General features: G+C 70.5%; 10 protein-coding genes. 3 read left to right on the top strand and 7 right to left on the bottom strand.

What is annotated here, in order from left to right; translation table 11 throughout:
* Genes treS through glgX (AC1ROY_RS08715) form a run of 3 tightly spaced genes read left to right on the top strand, consistent with a single transcriptional unit; the run spans position 1 to position 7574 of the window.
* A complete protein-coding gene (gene treS, locus AC1ROY_RS08725) occupies positions 1-3309 on the top strand; it encodes a maltose alpha-D-glucosyltransferase (protein WP_493148407.1) in 3309 nt (1102 codons plus the stop codon).
* Positions 3302-5467: a 1,4-alpha-glucan branching protein GlgB gene (glgB, locus tag AC1ROY_RS08720; protein WP_493148406.1), complete on the top strand. Its 2166-nt coding sequence runs from the start codon at positions 3302-3304 to the stop codon at positions 5465-5467. The genes treS and glgB overlap by 8 nt, the downstream gene beginning before the upstream one ends.
* A 1-nt stretch (position 5468) precedes the next feature.
* Positions 5469-7574 carry a glycogen debranching protein GlgX gene (gene glgX, locus AC1ROY_RS08715; RefSeq protein ID WP_493148405.1) on the top strand — a complete coding sequence of 702 codons (2106 nt, stop codon included), beginning with the start codon at positions 5469-5471 and terminating at the stop codon, positions 7572-7574.
* Between the two features lie 12 nt (positions 7575-7586).
* Here glgX (AC1ROY_RS08715) and treY read toward each other — a convergent pair whose 3' ends face one another.
* The 7 genes from treY to AC1ROY_RS08680 form a co-directional block, all read right to left on the bottom strand.
* Positions 7587-10097, bottom strand: a complete 2511-nt coding sequence (treY, locus tag AC1ROY_RS08710; RefSeq protein WP_493148404.1) for a malto-oligosyltrehalose synthase — start codon at positions 10095-10097, stop codon at positions 7587-7589.
* The gene (gene treZ, locus AC1ROY_RS08705; protein WP_493148403.1) at positions 10094-11839 is read right to left on the bottom strand and encodes a malto-oligosyltrehalose trehalohydrolase; all 1746 of its coding nucleotides are present in this window, start codon (positions 11837-11839) and stop codon (positions 10094-10096) included. Before treZ ends, treY begins: the two co-directional genes overlap by 4 nt.
* The gene (gene glgX / locus AC1ROY_RS08700; RefSeq protein ID WP_493148402.1) at positions 11836-13899 is read right to left on the bottom strand and encodes a glycogen debranching protein GlgX; all 2064 of its coding nucleotides are present in this window, start codon (positions 13897-13899) and stop codon (positions 11836-11838) included. Before glgX (AC1ROY_RS08700) ends, treZ begins: the two co-directional genes overlap by 4 nt.
* Positions 13896-14201 carry a DUF2934 domain-containing protein gene (locus tag AC1ROY_RS08695; protein ID WP_493148401.1) on the bottom strand — a complete coding sequence of 102 codons (306 nt, stop codon included), beginning with the start codon at positions 14199-14201 and terminating at the stop codon, positions 13896-13898. The genes glgX (AC1ROY_RS08700) and AC1ROY_RS08695 overlap by 4 nt, the downstream gene beginning before the upstream one ends.
* A gap of 349 nt (positions 14202-14550) precedes the next feature.
* On the bottom strand, positions 14551-17037 hold the full coding sequence (locus AC1ROY_RS08690) for a cbb3-type cytochrome c oxidase subunit I (protein WP_493148400.1): 2487 nt from the start codon (positions 17035-17037) through the stop codon (positions 14551-14553).
* Entirely contained in the window at positions 17034-17942 is a 909-nt protein-coding gene (locus AC1ROY_RS08685; protein WP_493148399.1) for a cytochrome c oxidase subunit II, read from the bottom strand. The genes AC1ROY_RS08690 and AC1ROY_RS08685 overlap by 4 nt, the downstream gene beginning before the upstream one ends.
* On the bottom strand, positions 17939-18646 hold the full coding sequence (locus AC1ROY_RS08680; RefSeq protein WP_493148398.1) for a cytochrome c oxidase assembly protein: 708 nt from the start codon (positions 18644-18646) through the stop codon (positions 17939-17941). Before AC1ROY_RS08680 ends, AC1ROY_RS08685 begins: the two co-directional genes overlap by 4 nt.
* Between the last annotated feature and the right edge of the window lie 5 nt (positions 18647-18651).

Raw genomic sequence — 18651 nt, 5'->3', positions numbered from 1 at the left:
ATGCCGCGCAAGACGATACACACCGGGAAGCCCACGGCCGGGAGCGATCCGCTCTGGTACAAGGACGCGGTCATCTACCAGCTGCACATCAAGTCCTTCTTCGACTCGAACAATGACGGCGTCGGCGACATTCCCGGCCTGCTGCAGAAGCTCGACTACATCGCCGAGCTCGGCGTCGACACGATCTGGATGCTGCCCTTCTACCCCTCGCCCCGGCGCGACGACGGCTACGACATCGCCGAGTACAAGACGGTGCATCCGGAATACGGCACGATGGCCGATATCCGCCGGCTGATCGCGGCCGCGCATGAGCGTGGCATCCGTGTGATCACCGAGCTCGTCATCAACCACACCTCCGACCAGCACCCCTGGTTCCAGCGCGCGCGCCTCGCGAAGAAGGGCTCGGTGCATCGCGACTTCTACGTCTGGTCCGACGACGACAAGAAGTACGACGGCACGCGGATCATCTTCCTCGATACAGAGAAATCCAACTGGACCTGGGATCCGGTCGCCGGCGCCTATTTCTGGCACCGCTTCTACAGCCACCAGCCGGATCTCAACTTCGATAATCCGCATGTGCTGAAGGAGGTGCTCTCCGTCATGCGCTTCTGGCTGGATGCCGGCGTGGACGGGCTGCGGCTGGACGCCATCCCCTATCTCATCGAGCGCGACGGCACGAACAACGAGAACCTGCCCGAGACGCATGTCGTGCTGAAGAAGATCCGCGCGGAGCTGGACCGGGTCGCGCCCGGGCGCATGCTGCTCGCCGAGGCCAACCAATGGCCCGAGGACACGCAGCTCTATTTCGGCGACGGCGACGAGTGCCACATGTCGTTCCACTTCCCCCTGATGCCGCGCATGTACATGGCGATGGCGCAGGAGGACCGCTTCCCCATCACCGACATCCTGCGGCAGACCCCGGCCATTCCCGAGACCTGCCAATGGGCGATCTTCCTGCGGAACCACGACGAGCTGACGCTCGAGATGGTGACCGACAGGGAGCGCGACTATCTCTGGGAGACCTACGCCTCCGACAAGCGCGCGCGCATCAACCTCGGCATCCGCCGCCGGCTCGCGCCGCTGCTGGAGCATGATCGCCGGCGCATCGAGCTGATGAACTCGCTGCTGCTCTCCATGCCCGGCACGCCCGTCATGTATTACGGCGACGAGATCGGCATGGGCGACAACATCCATCTCGGCGATCGCGACGGCGTGCGCACGCCCATGCAATGGTCGCCGGACCGCAACGGCGGCTTCAGCCGCGTCGATCCGGCGAGCCTCGTGCTGCCGACCATCATGGACCCGGTCTACGGCTACGAGGCCGTGAACGTGGAGGCGCAGGCGGCCGACCAGCACTCGCTGCTGAACTGGACGCGCCGCATGCTCACGGTGCGCAAGCGTCACCGCTCCTTCGGCCGCGGCAGCTTCGGCTACCTCTATCCCGGCAACCGCAAGATCCTCGCCTATCTGCGCGAATACGAGGGCGAGACCATCCTCTGCGTCTGCAACCTCTCGCGCACCGCGCAGGCCGTGGAGCTGGACCTGTCCACCTTCGCCGGGCGCGTGCCGGTGGAGCTGGTCGGCGGATCGTCCTTCCCCCCCATCGGGCAGCTGAACTACCTGCTGACCCTGCCGCCCTACGGCTTCTACTGGTTCTTCCTGGCCACGGAGGCCGCCATGCCCAGCTGGCACACCCCGGCCCCTGAGCCGATGTCCGAGCTCTCGACGCTGGTGCTCCGCAAGAGCCTGTCGGAAGTCCTCGCGCCGGCATCGCTGAAGATCATCGAGACCGACATCCTGCCGCCCTACCTGTCGCGCCGCCGCTGGTTCGCCGGCAAGGGCGCGGAGGTGACGCAGACGCGGCTGGCCTTCGTGGAGGCCATCACCGGCCGCAACGGCGCCGAGGTCCTGCTGGCCGAGGTGGAGGCGGCCGACGCCACCGGCCTCGGCCGCTACCTCCTGCCCCTGGGCATCGCCTGGGAGGACGAGACCAATTCCCCGCTGCCGCAGCAGCTCGCCTTGGCCCGCATCCGCCGCGGCCGGCGCGTGGGCGTCCTGACCGATGCCTTTGCGCTGGATGCGCTGCCCAGCTCCGTGCTGCGCGGCCTGCGCGAGCACGCCGTGATGCCGCTGAGCCAGGGCGAGATCCGCTTCCTGCCCACCTCGGCCTTCGAGGGCGTGGAGATCCCGGCGGATGCGGAGATCCGCCGCCTCGCCGCCGAGCAGTCGAACTCCTCGCTCATCATCGGCGAGCAAGCGGTGCTGAAGCTGGTGCGCCGCGTCACCGAGGGCATCAGCCCCGAGACGGAGATGACGCGCTACCTGACCGAGCGCGGCTTCGGCCAGACCGCGCCCCTGCTGGGCGAGGTCGTGCGCGTGACGCCGGATGGCGTGCCCCGCACGCTGGTCGTGCTCCAGGGCTTCGTGCGCAACCAGGGCGACGGCTGGGGCTGGACCACCGAATTCCTCAGCCGCGTCATCGACACGATGGCGGTCGCCGATCCTCCGTCCGAGGCCCAGGACGGGGTCTTCAACAACTACCTGGGCTTCGCCACCGCGCTGGGGCGCCGCCTGGCCGAGATGCACGCGGTGCTGGCGCAGGACAGCGACGATCCCGCCTTCCGGCCCGAGCCGGCCACGGCGCAGGATGCCAGGGCCTGGGGCAAGGCCGCCGGCGCGCAGATCGAGCTGGCTCTCAAGGCGCTGGGTGCCGTGAAGAACTGGAACTCCGAGACCCACAGGGCCCGGGCCGAGGATCTCCTCTCGCGGCGCAAGGAGCTGCTGCGCGCCGTGGAGCATCTCGCCGATGCCGCGAAGGGCACGCTGAAGACGCGCGTGCATGGCGATTTCCATCTGGGCCAGGTGCTCGTGGTCCAGGGCGATGCCTGCATCATCGATTTCGAGGGCGAGCCCGCGAAGTCGCTCGACCAGCGCCGCGCCAAATCCTCGCCGATGCGCGACGCGGCGGGACTCCTGCGCTCCTTCGACTATGCTGCGGCCGCCGCCGGCGCGGAGCGCCAGGGCGTGCAGGGCCTGCCGCCCGACCGCGCCGCCGCGCTGCTGGAGCATTTCCGGCAGAGCGCCAGCGAGAGCTTCCTCGCCGCCTATCGCGAGGCCCATGCCCAGGCGCCCCGGCCGTGGGTCACCGCAGAGGCCGAAGCCGCGCTGCTCGACCTCTTCCTGCTGGAGAAGGCCGCCTACGAGGTCTGCTACGAGGCGGCCAACCGCCCGGGCTGGCTGCACATCCCCCTGCGTGGGCTCGGGGAGCTCGCCACCCGCGTCCTCGAACAGGAGATGGTGCATGGCTGAGCCGAATCTCCACCCCGATTCCATCTGGTCCCTGATCGACGGCCGCCATGGCGATCCCTTCTCGATCCTGGGCCCGCACACGACCGAGGCCGGCCCGATCGTGCGGGCCTTCCTGCCGGGCGCCGCCGCCGTCACGCTGCTGTCCGGCGAGACGGCCGCGGCGATGATGCAGATCCATCCCGCCGGGCTCTTCGCCGGCGGGGTGGATCCGGGTCCCTACCGCCTGCGCATCGACTGGAACGGCGTGATCCAGGAGACGGAGGACCCCTACAGCTTCGGCCCCCTGCTCGGCGATCTCGACCTGCATCTGCTGCGCGAGGGAAGGCACCAGGATATCGGCCGCTGCCTCGGCGCGCATCCGATGGTGGTGGACGGCATCGCCGGCGTGCGCTTCGCGGTCTGGGCGCCCAATGCCCGCCGCGTCTCGGTCGCCGGCGACTTCAACAGCTGGGACGGACGCCGTCACCCCATGCGGCTGCGCCACCACGCCGGCGTGTGGGAGCTGTTCATCCCGCGCCTGCTGCCCGGCACCGTCTACAAGTACGAGATCCTCGGCGCGCAGGGCCATGTGCTGCCGATGAAGGCCGACCCCGTCGCCTGGCAGGCGGAGCCGCCGCCCGCCACCGGCTCCATCGTCGCCGATACCGGGCGCATCGTGCCGCCGCACCCGCTGAAGGTCTCGGGCGATCCGGCGCTGAAGCCCATCTCCGTCTACGAGGTGCATCCGGGCTCCTGGGCGCGCGGCGACGGCAATCTCGCGCTCGACTGGGAGGAGCTGGGCGACAAGCTCATTCCCTATGTGAAGGGGATGGGATTCACCCATCTCGAATTCCTGCCGATCATGGCGCATCCCTTCGGCGGCTCCTGGGGCTACCAGCCGCTCGGGCAATTCGCGACGCATGCGCCCTTCGGCGCGCCGGAGCATTTTTCCCGGCTGGTGGAGCGCTGCCACGAGGCCGGCATCGGCGTGATCCTGGACTGGGTGCCGGCGCATTTCCCGACCGATGCGCATGGCCTCGCGCGCTTCGACGGCACGGCGCTCTACGAGCACGAGGATCCGCGCGAGGGCTTCCACCAGGACTGGAACACGCTGATCTACAATCTCGGCCGGCAGGAGGTACGGAACTTCCTCATCGGCAGCGCGCTGCACTGGCTCGAGCATTACGGCGTGGATGCGCTGCGCGTGGATGCGGTGGCCTCGATGCTCTACCGGGACTACAGCCGCAAGCAGGGCGAATGGGTGCCGAACATCCACGGCGGGCGCGAGAACCTGGAGGCCATCTCCTTCCTGAAGGAGCTCTCCGAGGTCATCGCCGTGCGCTGCCCGGGCAAGCTGCTGATCGCCGAGGAATCCACCTCCTTCCCCGGCGTCACCCGCAAGGCGCGGGACGGCGGCCTCGGCTTCGACTTCAAGTGGAACATGGGCTGGATGAACGACACGCTCCGCTACATGGAGCGCGATCCGATCTACCGGCGCTACGACCACGGGCTGATGACCTTCGGCCTGGTCTACGCCTTCTCGGAAAAATTCCTGCTGCCGATCTCGCATGACGAGGTGGTGCACGGGAAAGGCTCGCTGCCCGCCAAGATGCCGGGCGACGAGTGGCAGCGCTACGCCAACCTGCGCGCCTATCTCGGCTTCATGTGGACGCATCCCGGCAAGAAGCTGCTCTTCATGGGCTGCGAGTTCGCCCAGCCGCGCGAGTGGAGCCACGACCGCTCGCTGGACTGGCACCTGCTCGACGATCCGCGCCATGCCGGCATGCAGCGCCTGGTGCGCGACCTGAACGAGCTCTATGCGCGCATGCCCGCCCTCCACGTGCTGGATTGCGACCCGGCCGGCTTCCGCTGGGTGGTGCTCGACGACACGGAGGCCAGCGTCTTCGCCTGGCTCCGCTTCGGGCCGGACGGCGCCGCGCCCGCGCTGGTCGTCTGCAACTTCACGCCGGTGACGCGGCAGGGCTATCGCCTCGGCGTTCCGCGAAGCGGCGTCTGGCGGGAGATCTTCAACTCCGACGCGGGCATCTATGGCGGCGCGAACACCGGCAACGGCGGCCGCGTGGAGGCCTGGGACGAGACCTCGCACGGGCTGGACGCCTCGCTGTCCCTGACGCTGCCGGCGCTGGGGACGCTGGTTCTCACCCCGGCGGAACGCTGACTTGCCGCTGCTGCCGGACCGGCTTCTGCCCGGCCGCCCCGATCCGCTGGGGGCGTGCTGGGACGGGCTGGGCGTCAACTTCGCCGTCTTCTCCGCCCATGCGACGCAGATCGACCTCTGCCTCTTCGACGCCGCCGGCCGGAAGCAGATCGCGCGGCTGCCCCTGCCGGAATGCACAGATGAGGTGTTCCACGGATATCTGCCGGAAGCGCGCCCAGGCCAGATCTACGGCTATCGCGCCCATGGCCCCTATCAGCCGGAGCGGGGGCATCGCTTCAACCCCAACAAGCTGCTGCTCGATCCCTATGCGCGGCAGATCGCGGGGCAGCTGCACTGGTCGGACGCACTGTTCGGCTATCGCGTGGGCGCCGCCCGCGCCGACCTGACCTTCGACCGCCGCGACAGCGCCGCCGCCATGCCCAAGGCCGTGGTGGCCGACGATGCCTTCAACTGGGGCGACGACCACCCGCCCGCCGTGCCCTGGGACCGCACCTTCATCTACGAGGCCCATCTGCGCGGCCTGACCGTGCGCCGGCCGGACCTGGTGCTCCGCGAGCGCGGCACCTTCGCCGCGCTGGCCGATCCGCCGGTCATCGAGCACATGCTCAAGCTCGGCGTGACGGCGGTGGAGCTGCTGCCCATCCACGCCTATCTGCAGGACCGCTTCCTGGTCGAGAAGAAGCTGCGCAACTACTGGGGCTATTCGACCCTCTCCTACTTCGCGCCGGAGCCAGCCTATCTCTCCAACGGCTCGCTCCACGAGATCCGCGTCGCCATCCGGCGCCTGCACGCGGCCGGCATCGAGGTGATCCTCGACGTCGTCTACAACCACACCTGCGAGGGCAGCGAACGAGGGCCGACACTGTCCTGGCGCGGGCTGGACAATGCCAGCTACTACCGGCTGATGCCGGGCGACGAGCGGCGGCACATCAACGACACCGGCACGGGCAACACCCTCAACACCGCGCATCCGCGCGTGCTGCAGATGGTGATGGACAGCCTGCGCTACTGGGCCACTTCCTTCCGCGTCGACGGCTTCCGCTTCGATCTCGCGAGCAGCCTGGGCCGCGAGCCGCACGGCTTCGACACCGGCGCCGGCTTCTTCGACGCGATCCGGCAGGACCCGGTGCTGTCGCGCCTCAAGCTCATCGCCGAGCCCTGGGACATCGGGCCCGGCGGCTATCAGCTCGGCCGCCATCCGCCCGGCTTCTCCGAGTGGAACGACCGCTTCCGCGACGGCGTGCGCCGCTTCTGGCGCGGCGATGCCGGGCTGCGGCCCGAGCTGGCGGCACGGCTCTCCGGCTCGGGCGACCTCTTCGACCACCGGCGCCGGCGCCCCTGGGCCTCGGTGAACTTCCTGGCCTCGCATGACGGCTTCACGCTGGAGGACCAGGTCAGCTACGCCGAGCGTCACAACCTCGCGAACGGCGAGGACAACCGGGACGGCCACGGCGAGAACTTCAGCGCCAACTGGGGCGTGGAAGGCCCCACCGATGATCCCGCGATCCTGGAGCTGCGGGCTCGGGTCAAGCGCGCCATGCTGGTGACGCTCATGGCCTCCCACGGCACGCCGATGCTCCTGGCCGGCGACGAGTTCGGGCGCAGCCAGCGCGGCAACAACAACGCCTATTGCCAGGACAACGAGATCTCCTGGCTCGACTGGGACGATGCGGGCTCGCCGGAGGGCATCTCGCTGTCCCATTTCATCGGTCGCGCCGCGGCCCTCCGCCGGCGCCACCTCACCCTGCGCAGCCCGGTCTTTCTGCACGGGCGCACCGAGCCCCTGCCCGGCCTCCCGGATGTGGGCTGGTTCGATGAGATGGGGGAAAGGCTCTCCGACGAGGCCTGGAACGATCCGGAGGGCCGGTTGCTGGTCCTGCGCCGAGCGGCGGCGACCGGGAACGGCGTGGAGGTGAGCGCGCTGCTCATCAACGGCACGCCGCACGATCGGGACTTCATCCTGCCGGAGCCCATGCTGACCTGGCGCTCCCTGCTGGACAGCGCGGATCCCGAGGCGGCGGAACGCGTCGTCCTCGGCAGCGTTCCCATCGCCGCCAGGTCCGCGCGGCTCCTGGTGGGATCGGTGGGCCAGGCCGGCGCAGGATAACGGTCCGGCGGGTCAGTCCGGCCTGGCCAGGACCCGCAGGGGCGTGTCCCGGCCGTCGAAGGCCTGGTCCGCCAGCACGTCCCACCAGGGGCCGGGCGGAGGCGGAGGCGGCGCGAGCGTCCCGAGCGCCCGTGTCGGCACCATCACGACGAGCCTTCCCCCACCGCGCGCATAGCCCAGGACGCCACAAGGGCCCGGCGGAAGGTCGAGGGCCTCGTAGCCCTCGAACAGCTCCGGCCGCGAGCGGCGCAGCGCCAGCAGCCGCTGGGTCGCGCGCTGCTTCACCAGCCCCTGGGAATCCTCGGCCAGGGGCGGCACGCCGGCGTCCAGCGCCGCGGCGCGGGCCGCGTAATCCACGGGGCGGCGGTTGTCCGGATCGACCAGCGAAAAATCCCACCACTCGGTGCCCTGGTACAGGTCGGGGATGCCCGGCAGCGTCAGTTGCAGGACGGTCTGCGCCAGCCCGTTGATCCGCGTCGGCAGCGCGAGCCGCGCCGCGACATCCGCGAGCTCCCGCCGGAAGGCTTCGGCCCGCGGGTCCTCCAGGAGCGCCGTTGCGAAATCCAGGGTGGCCTGCTCGTAGCCCTCCTGCGGATTCTCCCAGCGCGTGTGCCGCTTCGCCTCGCGCATCGCCTTGGTGAGGTACTCGCGCATCCGGTCGGCGCCGATCGGCCAGGCGCCGAGCAGGGTCTGGTAGATCAGCCACTCGTCCGCGGGATCCGGCCCTTCGGGCGGGCGCAGCGGCGCGTTCGCCTCCAGCCAGCGCGTGCAGGCGGCGATCCAGGCCTCGGGCTCCAGCGACAGGAGGTTCAGCCGCGCCCGCACCTCGGGGCCCCGCTTGGTGTCGTGGGTGGCGAGCGGCGTCAGGTCCCGCGGGCGCATCGCGCCGCGCCGCGCGGCCCAGGCGTGGAACTCCGCGATGTCGCCGCCGGCCTCCTCCAGCTCGCCGCCGACCTCGTTGACGGAGGTGAGCGCGACGGCCCGATAGAATTCCGTGTCCTCCAGCCCCTTGGCCATCAGAGGCCCGCTGAGCTGCTGGAAGCGGCGGCGCAGCTCCGCGGCCGGCTGCCCCTCGCCGGCGAGGATGGTCTCCACCAGCCAGCGCGCGGCGGCGCCCGTCCAGGGATCACCCTCCGCCTCGGCGGCGGCGAGCATGGCGTCCCAGAGCGCCCGGTCCGCCGCATCCGGCCCCGGGCCCGTCAGATAGCTGCGATAGACGGGGCAGCCCACCAGCAGCGAGGACAGCGCGGCACGCAGCGTCGGCAGGGCGAATTCCACGGCCGGATCCGGCCCCGCGATGGATTGCGCGAGGTCGGCGACCTGCTCCAGCTCGGGGGCGAAGCTCTCCTCCAACATCTGGCGCTTGGCCGCGCGAAGGCGCGCCGCCGGCTCGCCGGTCACCCAGCCCTTGTCGTCGAGATGCGTGGCCAGGGCACGGTAGCCCTCCGCCGAGACGAAGAGCCGGTTCAGCACGTTCAGCCGCTCGTAGCCTGTCGTGCCGTCCACCGGCCAGCCGGGGTGTAGCTCCTCGCCCCGGCCGAGGATCTTCTCCACCAGGAGCGGTACCTCCGGCCCGACCGCCTCGCGCAGGCGGCGCGCGTAGCCGGCCGGGTCGGCGAGGCCGTCGATGTGATCGATGCGCAGCCCGTCCACCCGGCCCTCGCGGATCAGATCGAGGGCGAGGCGATGGGTGAGGTCGAAGACCTCCTCACGCTCCACGCGCACGCCGATCAGCTCGCTGATGTTGAAGAAGCGGCGCGAGGAGAGCGCGTCGCGGCCGGATCGCCAGTGCAGCAGGCGCCAGTGCTGGCGGTCCAGCAGCGCGGGCAGATCCTCCGCGCTCAGCGTGGCGCGCAGCCCCGCCTGCTGCCCGGGCTCCAGCTCGCGCAGCGCGGCGCGCGCGCCGGAAAAGTCCGGCGTGCGATCGGAGCGCCAGAGGCGGCCCTGCCCGGTCAGTCCGGCCGCGTCCAGCAGCCGCGCCGCGTCCTCGGTCCGCAGCGGCCAGGCGTGCTCGCCATAGGCGCAGGCGACGAGCCAGCCTTCCTCCGCATCCAGATCCAGCGTGATCGCGCCCTGTTCCAGCGTCGCGGCGAGCGTGTCGCCGAGCACGGGCAGGAGCAGCTGCGGATGCCGCTCCCAGTCGATGTCGAAGATTTCCGCGGCCGGCCCCTCGCGCCCGCCGGCGAGTGCGCCCATCCACCACGGGTTGGTGCGATGCGCGGCCATGTGGTTGGGCACGATGTCCAGCAGCAGGCCCATGCCCTTCGCGCGCAGCCCGTCGCTCAGGCGGCGGAAGCCCTCCTCGCTGCCCGGCTCCGGATTGATGCGGGTCGGGTCGGTGACGTCGTAGCCGTGCGTCGAGCCCGGCCGCGCCGCGAAGATGGGGGAGGCGTAGACGTGGCTGACGCCCAGCCGCTCCAGATAGGGAAGGATCGCCAGCGCGTCGTCGAAGGTAAAGCCGGCGTGGAACTGCAGCCGGTAGGTGGCACGCCAGTCGGGACGTGCCGCATCGGGGCGCGTCATGCCGGATCGCCCCAGGCGCAGGCGGACCAGGGGGCCAGCCTCGTGTGGGTTCCGTCGAAGACCGCCTCGCCGACGGTCAGGGCGCCGGCGCGCGGCTCGACCGCCATCTCGGCGGGGACGACGTCGGGATTGGCGAGAAGGCACAGCGCGCCCGCCTCGAAGCGCCAGCGCCAGAACAGCGCGCCCTTCTCCCGCCGCAGCTCGGCCCCACGGAAGACGGTCGCGAGCAGCGGCCAGACCAGCCGCCGGCGATGCTCCGCCAGCAGCCGGAACGACGCCGTCGCGGCCGGGGTGATGCGCTCCCAGGGCAGCCGCGCCGTCTCCATCGTCTCCGGCGCGAGCGGATCCGGCAGCGCGTCGGCCGTCGCGAAGAATTCGGAAAACTCCGCCGCGCGGCCCTTCCGCACCGCCTCCGCGAGGTCGCCGGAGAAGTCGCAGAAGAAAGGAAAAGGCGTATCGAGCCCGGCCTCCTCGCCCTGGAAGATCATCGGGATGGCCGGGCTCATCAGCAGCAGGAAGCGCAGCAGGGCGAGGCGCTCCGGCGCCAGGCCGGTGGCCAGCCGGTCGCCCAGGGGACGGTTGCCGATCTGGTCATGGTTCTGCGCGAAATTCACGAAGGCGTTGGGCGGCAGATGGGCGGAGGCCTCGCCGCGTGTCCGTCCGCCGCGATGGGCGGAGGCCTCGCCCTGGTAGACGAAGCCCTCGGCCAGCGCGCGGCCCAGCGCGGCCTCGGGATCCTCGCCGTAATCCGCGTAGTAGCCGGAGGCCTCGCCCGTGGCGACGACATGCAGCGCGTGGTGCGCGTCGTCGTTCCACTGGGCGGTGTAGTGGCGCGGCCTTCCGGCGCCGTCGCGCTCCAGCCAGCGGGCGGCGTTGTCGTCGTTCTCCAGCACGAGCCAGGCCTCCGGCTTCACGGCGCGGCAGGCCTCGGCCAGCTCGGCGAGGAGCTTGTCGCCCCCCGGCTGGGCGAAGGCGTGGACGGCGTCGAGGCGCAGGCCGTCGAAATCGTATTCCGTCAGCCACATCACGGCGTTCTCGACGAAGAAGCGCCGCACCAGGGGCTGGTCGAGGTCGATCGCGGCGCCCCAGGGCGTGCGGTGCGCCTCGGTGAAGAAGCGCTTCGCGTAGAGGGACAGGAAATTCCCCTCGGGGCCGAAGTGGTTGTAGACGACGTCGAGCATCATCCCCAGCCCGCGCTCATGCGCCGCGTCGACCAGGACGCGCAGCGCGGCGGGCGAGCCATAGGCCTCGTCGGGCGCGAAGGGCAGGACGCCGTCATAGCCCCAGTTCCGCCGGCCCGGGAAATCCGCGACGGGCATGAGCTCCAGTGCCGTGATGCCGCAGCCGGCGAAATGGTCGAGCCGTTCGATCAACGCCTCGAAGCTGCCCTCCGGCGTCGCCGTGCCGACATGCAGCTCCGCCAGCACCACCTCGTGCCAGGGGCGCGGCGGCGTGGGATGGCGCAGCGGCGGCAGCTCGGCCCGCACGACGCTCCAGCCCGTCACGTCGCCCTCCTGCCGGCGCGAGGCGGGATCGGGCACCTCGCGGTCACCGACGAGGAAGCGATAGGGCTGGCCGGCGCGCGCGGCCGGCAGCAGCAGCTCGAAGAAACCCTCCCCGCCCGCCCGCATGCGTTCCGGTTCGCGGTCCGGCAGCACCAGCGACACAAGCTTCGCATCCGGTGCCCAGAGGCGGAACAGCACGCCCTCCGGCAGCAGCCGCGGGCCGAAGCGCGGCGTCACGCGCGCGCTTCCCAGACGATCAGCGAGCGCGCGTCGGCGATGACGGATTCCCCGGTGGCGCGGATTTCCCCCTCAAGGTGACCCGCCGTGTCCAGCACCGCCTCCCACTTCCCCGAGCCGCCGGGCGGGATGGTGAAGTCCACGCCGTGATCGGCGGCGTTGAGCATGATGAGCAGGCTCGCATCCCCCTGCGCGGCCGGCGCGAGCCGCACGACGAGGCATTTCGCATGCGGCTTGTTCCACTCCTCCTCCGTCATGCGCGCGCCGCCCACCGCGAACCAGGCGACATCCGGCACGCCGCGCTCGTTCCGCGCGCCGGTGAGGAAGGCCGGCCGCGAGAGCGCGCTGCGCCGCTTCCGCAGCGCCGTGAGGCGGGCGACGAATTCCGTCAGCGCCTCGTCCTGCTTCGTCCAGTCGACCCAGCCGATCTCATTGTCCTGGCAATAGGCGTTGTTGTTGCCGCCCTGGGAATTGCCGATCTCGTCGCCGGCCAGCAGCATCGGCACGCCCTGCGACAGGAAGAGCGTCGCGAGCAGGTTGCGCTTCTGCCGCGCGCGGCGCTCCAGGATCTCGGGATCGTCGGTGTCGCCCTCCACGCCGAAGTTCCAGCTCTTGTTGTCGTCGTGGCCATCGCGGTTGTCCTCACCGTTCGCCTCATTGTGCTTGTGGTCGTAGGAGACGAGGTCCTGCAGCGTGAAGCCGTCATGCGCGGTGATAAAGTTCACGCTCGACCAGGGCCGTCGGCGCCCCTCGCCGAACAGGTCCGACGAGGCGGCGAAGCGAGAGGCGAAGGCCGGCAGCAGGCCCTCCGATCCCACCCAGAAGTCGCGCACCACGTCGCGGTAGTCGCCATTCCATTCGGAGAAGCCCGGCGGAAAATTGCCGAGCTGGTAGCCGCCCGGGCCTACGTCCCAAGGCTCCATGATGAGCTTGCAGCGGCCGAGCACCGGGTCCTGCCGCATGGCCAGGAAGAGCGGATGGTGGGAGTCGAAGCCCTCCGGCCGGCGGCCCAGCGTGGTGGCGAGATCGAAGCGGAAGCCGTCCACGCCGTAGACCGTGGCCCAGAGCCGCAGGCTGTCCATCACCATCTGCATCACGCGCGGATGGCTGGTGTTCAGCGCGTTCCCCGTGCCGGTCAGGTTGTCGTAGTAGCGCGGCTGGTCCGGCAGAAGGCGGTAATAGCTGGCATTGTCGATGCCCCGCCACGACAGCGACGGACCCAGGTGGTTGCCCTCGCAGGTGTGGTTGTAGACCACGTCGAGGATCACCTCGATGCCCGCCTGGTGCAGCCGGTCCACCGCGGCGCCGATCTCTTCCAGCCCACCCAGGCCGAGATAGCGCGGCTCGGGCGCGAAGAAGCCGAGCGTGTTGTAGCCCCAGTAGTTCGCCAGGCCCTTCTCGACGAGGTTGCGGTCCTGCGTGAAGGCCTGCACTGGCAGCAGCTCCAGCGCCGTGACGCCGAGCTTCGTCAGGTGATCCACCATGGGCGCCGAGCCGAGCGCCGCGAAGGTCCCGCGCGATTCCTCCGGGATGAGCGGATGGCGCATGGTGAGGCCGCGCACATGGCCCTCGTAGATGATCGTCTTGGGCCAGAGATTGCGCGGCGGCGCGGTGGCCGTCACCGGCAGGCCCGTCACCACGCGCGCCTTGGGCATGAAGGGCGCGCTGTCGCGCTCGTCGAGGACCAGGTCCGCGTCGTCGCCCGCGCCGATGGGATAGGCGTGCAGCGCGTCGTCCCAACGGATCTCGCCCACCAGCTGCCGCGCATAGGGATCGAGCAGCAGCTTCGCCGGGTTGAAGCGGTGCCCCTGCTCCGGCGCCCAAGGCCCGTGCACGCGCCAGCCATAGGCCTGGCCGCGGCCGATGCCCGGCAGGTGGCAGTGCCAGACACCGTCGGTGCATTCGGTGACGGGGACGCGCTCTTCCTCCCGCTCGCCGCGGCCGTCGAAGAGGCAGAGCTCCACGCCCTCGGCATTGTCGGAGAAGAGCGCGAAATTGGTGCCGCGCTGCGTGACGGTGGCGCCGAAGGGGAAAGGCGCCCCGGCCTCCACGCGCCTCACTTGGCGCGTTGCTTGACGGGTTTCGCCTTGGCGGCGGGCGCGCCCGTTTCATCGGCGGCTTCCGTCCCCGTGATGGCCGCCGCCTCGCCCGTGGCGCCCGTGACGACCGAGGAGGAGGGCGGGTCGCTGGCGGGGAAGCTGCCCGCCACCTCCTTGTCCAGCTTCGCTTCCTGCCGGTCGATATCGATCCTCGCCTCGTCCCAGAAGCGCTGCGCTTCACCGTCCGGTGAGCCGGCCTCCTGCCAGAGCTCGTAGGCGCGCTCCCGAATGCGCTGCTGAAGAAGGGCATATTCGTCTGACATGATACTCTCCGAGCCGTCACGCCGACGGCTGCGAATAGAACCTGCCTGCATGGCATGAGTTTCAGCGGGCCGACCGAGATGTTGCGCATCGGCCGGTCTGCTGCTGTCGCAGCGATCGCCCGCGGCCCTTCGCCGCGGCCCGTCTCCAGGGCATCGGTCATCGAGGCTTCCCGGACGCTCCGATGCCCCCGCCGCCCAAGGAGGGTGGCGACAACCAGGTCCGGATCGCCACGAGCCGGGAGCGGGTCCGAAGCCGCCGCGCGCGATGCGTGTGGAGCAGATGCTGGCACCAATGGCGCTTGATCAGCTCCGGAAGCAGGATGGCTATGCGACGGCGCGCACCGGAATGTCAGATGGCTCGCGGAAAGCCATGAACCAGCGCGAGACCGGCCAAGCCCTGCGCCACGGCATAGAGGCAGAACAAGCGGACCACGTCGAAGGTCAGGCGCCGCGTGGAATCGGTGAGGCCGGCATAGGCCCGCGCGGCGAGGTACAGCATCATCGCCGCGACGACAGCGGCGTGAAAGCCCTGCCAGAAATGGTTGGCGAAGACGCTGGCGGCGAAGGCCCCTGAGGTCGGCCGGAAGCCCGCCTGCCACCAGCTCCATGCATCCAGGCCCAGGGCGACGATCAGCAGCACCGCGCCGAAGAGCGCGAGCGGCACCGAAGGCTGCCGCCCGGACAGGACGAGCAGCACACCTCCGCCCACCAGCATCAGCACGGGCCAGATCGGCCAGTCCGGCAGGTGCGTCGCGGCCGGCGGCCAGGCCCCCGGATTGGCGAGCCACAGAAAGGCATGGGTGAAGGCCAGGCACCCGAAGACGGCGGCGTCCACCAGCAGCAGCACCGTCATCGCCCAGTTCCCGAGCGAGGCGGGGCCGGTGACGTAGACCGGCAGGCGGTGACCGCCGCCCACATCCACCGGCGGCGAGATGAGGCCAAGATCCGTCCCGCTCCAGAGCCAGACGATCACCGCGACGACCGCCACGATGCCGAAGCCCACGGAGAGCGTATAAAGCTGCACGGTCAGCGCCAGAAAGAACCCGGCCGTGCCGACGGCCGCGATCACATGCGCCCAGCCCGGCCCGGGCACGATCGCCACCTGCTGCGGCTTCGCGGAGACGGAGCTCGTCACCAGCGTCTCGCGCAGGCCGGTGGCGGTGCCGGGCAGGAAGTGCTGGCCGGCCTCGACCTCTTCACGGAGCGACGGGTTGGCCCAGAGCGGCTCGCGATCCGTCACGAGCGGGATGCTGCGCGTTGCGAAATTCTCCGCCGGCAGCCATTCCAGCGTGCCCGCGCCGAAGGGATTCCCCGCATCAGCGCCGGGCGCAACGCGGAAGTTTCGCGCGAGGTCGATGAGCACGAGCAGCACGCCCGTCGCCACCAGCATCGAGCCTAGGGTGGAGAGCATGTTGGGCAGCTCCAGCCCCATGCCGGCGGGGTAGGTGTAGATGCGCCGCGGCATGCCCATCAGCCCCGAGATGTGCATGGGGAAGAAGGTCAGGTTCACGCCGCCGAAGATCAACCAGAAGGCCCAGCGCCCCAGCCGGTCCGACAGCTTCCGGCCCGAGCAGGTCGGCGCCCAGTAGTAGAGCGCCGCGAGCAGCGGGAAGACCATGCCCCCGATTAGCACGTAGTGGAGATGCGCCACGACGAAGTAGGTGTCGTGCGCCTGGAAGTCCCATGGCGCGACGGCCAGCATCACGCCGGTCAGCCCGCCGAGGACGAAGATGATGAGGAAGCCCAGGACGAAGAGCGTCGGCACCTCCCATTGGATCTTCCGCGCCGAGGCCAGCGTCGCGATCCAGGCGAAGACCTGGATGCCGGCCGGGAGGGACACGGCGAAGGACGCGCCGGTGAAGAACGCGAGCGAGAGCTGCGGCAGGCCGGTCGTGTACATGTGATGGACCCATAACCCGAAGCTCAGCAGTCCCGTGCCGAGCATCGCCGCCACGATCAGCTCGTGGCCGACGAGCCGCGTGCGGGCGAGCGTGGGGATCATCATCGAGACCATGCCGGCCGCCGGCAGGAAGATGATGTAGACCTCGGGATGGCCGAAGAACCAGAAGAGGTGTTGCCAGAGCAACGGGTCGCCGCCTCGCTCGGCGAGGAAGAAGGGCCAATCCAGCGCGCGCTCGAGCTCGAGCAGGATGGTCGCCCAGATCACCGCCGGGAAGGCGATCACGATCATGCCCGCGAAGACCAGCATGGCCCAGGCAAAGACCGGCATGCGCGAGAGGCTCATCCCCGGCGCCCGGGTGCGCAGCACGCCCACGATGATCTCGATGGCGCCGGCGATGGCGGAGATCTCGATGAAGCCGATGCCGAGCAGCCAGAAATCCGCGTTGATCCCGGGCGAGTAGGGCCGGCTGGCGAGGGGTGGATAGAGGAACCAGCCCTGGTCCGGCGCCAGCCCCCAGAAGAGGCTGGCGAAGAAGGCGAGCCCGCCGATGAGGTAGGCGATATAGGCATAGGCGCCGAGGCGCGGGAACGGCAGGTCGCGCGCGCCCAGCATGGCCGGCAGGAGGTAGACGCCCGCTGCTTCCACCGCCGGCACAGCGAAGAGAAACATCATCACCGTGCCGTGCATGGTGAAGAACTGGTTGTAGGTGGCGTGGCCGAGCAGGTCGTTGCCGGGCACCGCGAGCTGCAGCCGCATGAGCAGCGCGAGGATGCCCGCCAGCACGAAGAAGAGCAGCGCCGTCCCGACATACAGCACGCCGATCCAGGCGTTGTTCACGACCGTCGGGAAACGCCAGCCCATGGGCTGCGCCCAGGCGCGACGCAGCGCATCCAGCTCGCCCTCGGGGCGCGGGAGCGGATTGGGCAGGGTCATCGCAGGCTTTCGAGCCAGGCGGCCACCGCATCCAGCTCGGCCTCGGAGAGCGCGCCGCGGAAATCGGGCATGGCATTGCCGGGCTTTATCGCCTGCGGCGCGGCGATCCATTGCGCCAGCGTGTCGCGATGGTTCTCCAGCGTGCCGGCGCCGAGGCTCTGCCGCGTGCCGATCAGGGTGAGGTCGGGGCCGATGCGCCCGGTGAACTCCGTGCCTCGGACGGCATGGCAGGCGCCGCAGCCGGCCGTGGCGAAGATGCGTCGCCCCTCTCCTCCGGGCGCATCCGGCTCACCGTGCCGCTCGACCCATCGGAGGAAATCGGCTTCCGGCTCGGCGACGGCGAAGAGCGCCATCAGCGTGTGCTGCGCGCCGCAGAACTCCGCGCATTGCCCGCGCATCACGCCCGGCTCGCCGGCGGTGAGGAGCAGGCGGTTCTCGCGCCCGGGGATCATGTCGATCTTGCCGTGCAGCGCGGGAATCCAGAGACTGTGGATCACGTCGGGCGAGGTCACGCGCAGCTCCACCTGGCGACCGACCGGCAGACGGATCTCGTTGGCGGTGACGACGCCCTGCGCGGGGTAGCGCACCTCCCACCAGAACTGCCGCCCCACCACCTCGATGACGAGCGGAGTGCCGGTGACGCGCGCCAGCGCCCCCATCACGCCGAGGCTGTGAACCAGCAGGGCGACCAGCACGAAGGCCGGGATCGCGCCGCCGAGGACCAGGATCGCCCGCGGCGAGGCGAGCTTCCGACGCCAGCGGTGGCCGCCAGCCAGGGCGAGCAGCAGCAGGGCCATCGTCACCGCGAAGATGACCGCCGCGCCGGAGGCGAGCAGCCAGGTCATGCCGTGGAGCAGCTCGGCCTCCGGACCTCGCGGCGCCAGCGCCGACTGGCTGCCCCTCACCCCGCTTCCCTCGGCCGCAGCGCCAGCGCGAGGCAGACGGTGCAGGCCACGGCGAAGAGCAGCCCACCCGGCACCCACATCAGCACCCCACCGAGCTGCTGGTCCTCCAGGGGCGTCAGCCCCCAGGGAAGAGTCGCCGCGGGGGCGTGCGCCGCGGCGAAGAGTGGCCGCGGCGCGAGCGTCAGCAGCGCGCCCAGCGGCGCCATCTGGGCGGCGGTAGCCAGCACGGCCAGGAAGGCCGCCTCGGGCCGCTCTCCCGCCGCCTGCCGCAGCGCCGCCCAGAGCCAGATGGCGGAGCCCAGCAGGCTCGCCTGCATCGCCCAGTAGGCGAGCCGGCTATCGAAGGTCGCCAGATAGGGGCCGGGTATGTGCCAGATCCACAGCGCGGCCGCGAAGAGCAGCGTCGGCGGCGCCAGCCCGGTACCGCGGAACCTGTCGAGAGCGAAGGCGAGCAGCGGCGCGGCGAGGAAGATCAGGATCAGGTGCTGCGCCACCCGTGCCGAGAAGAGCGCGACCGAGAGATTGCACAGCGGCGAGACCAGGGTCAGCGAGGCCAGGGCCCATCCCGCCAGCGCCGGCGCGCTCCGCGCTCGCCAGGCGATGGCCGCGCCGGCCGCCAGCAGGAGCGCGATCAGCGCGGGGTCGAGGTTCCATGCCACCCCGCCGGGCAGCGGCGGCGATCCGCAATAGGGAACGGCGGGCATGCGGC

The organism is Roseococcus sp. GW821-FHT12F05 (assembly GCF_058806835.1).
This window is presented reverse-complemented; position numbering and strand designations above follow the sequence as displayed.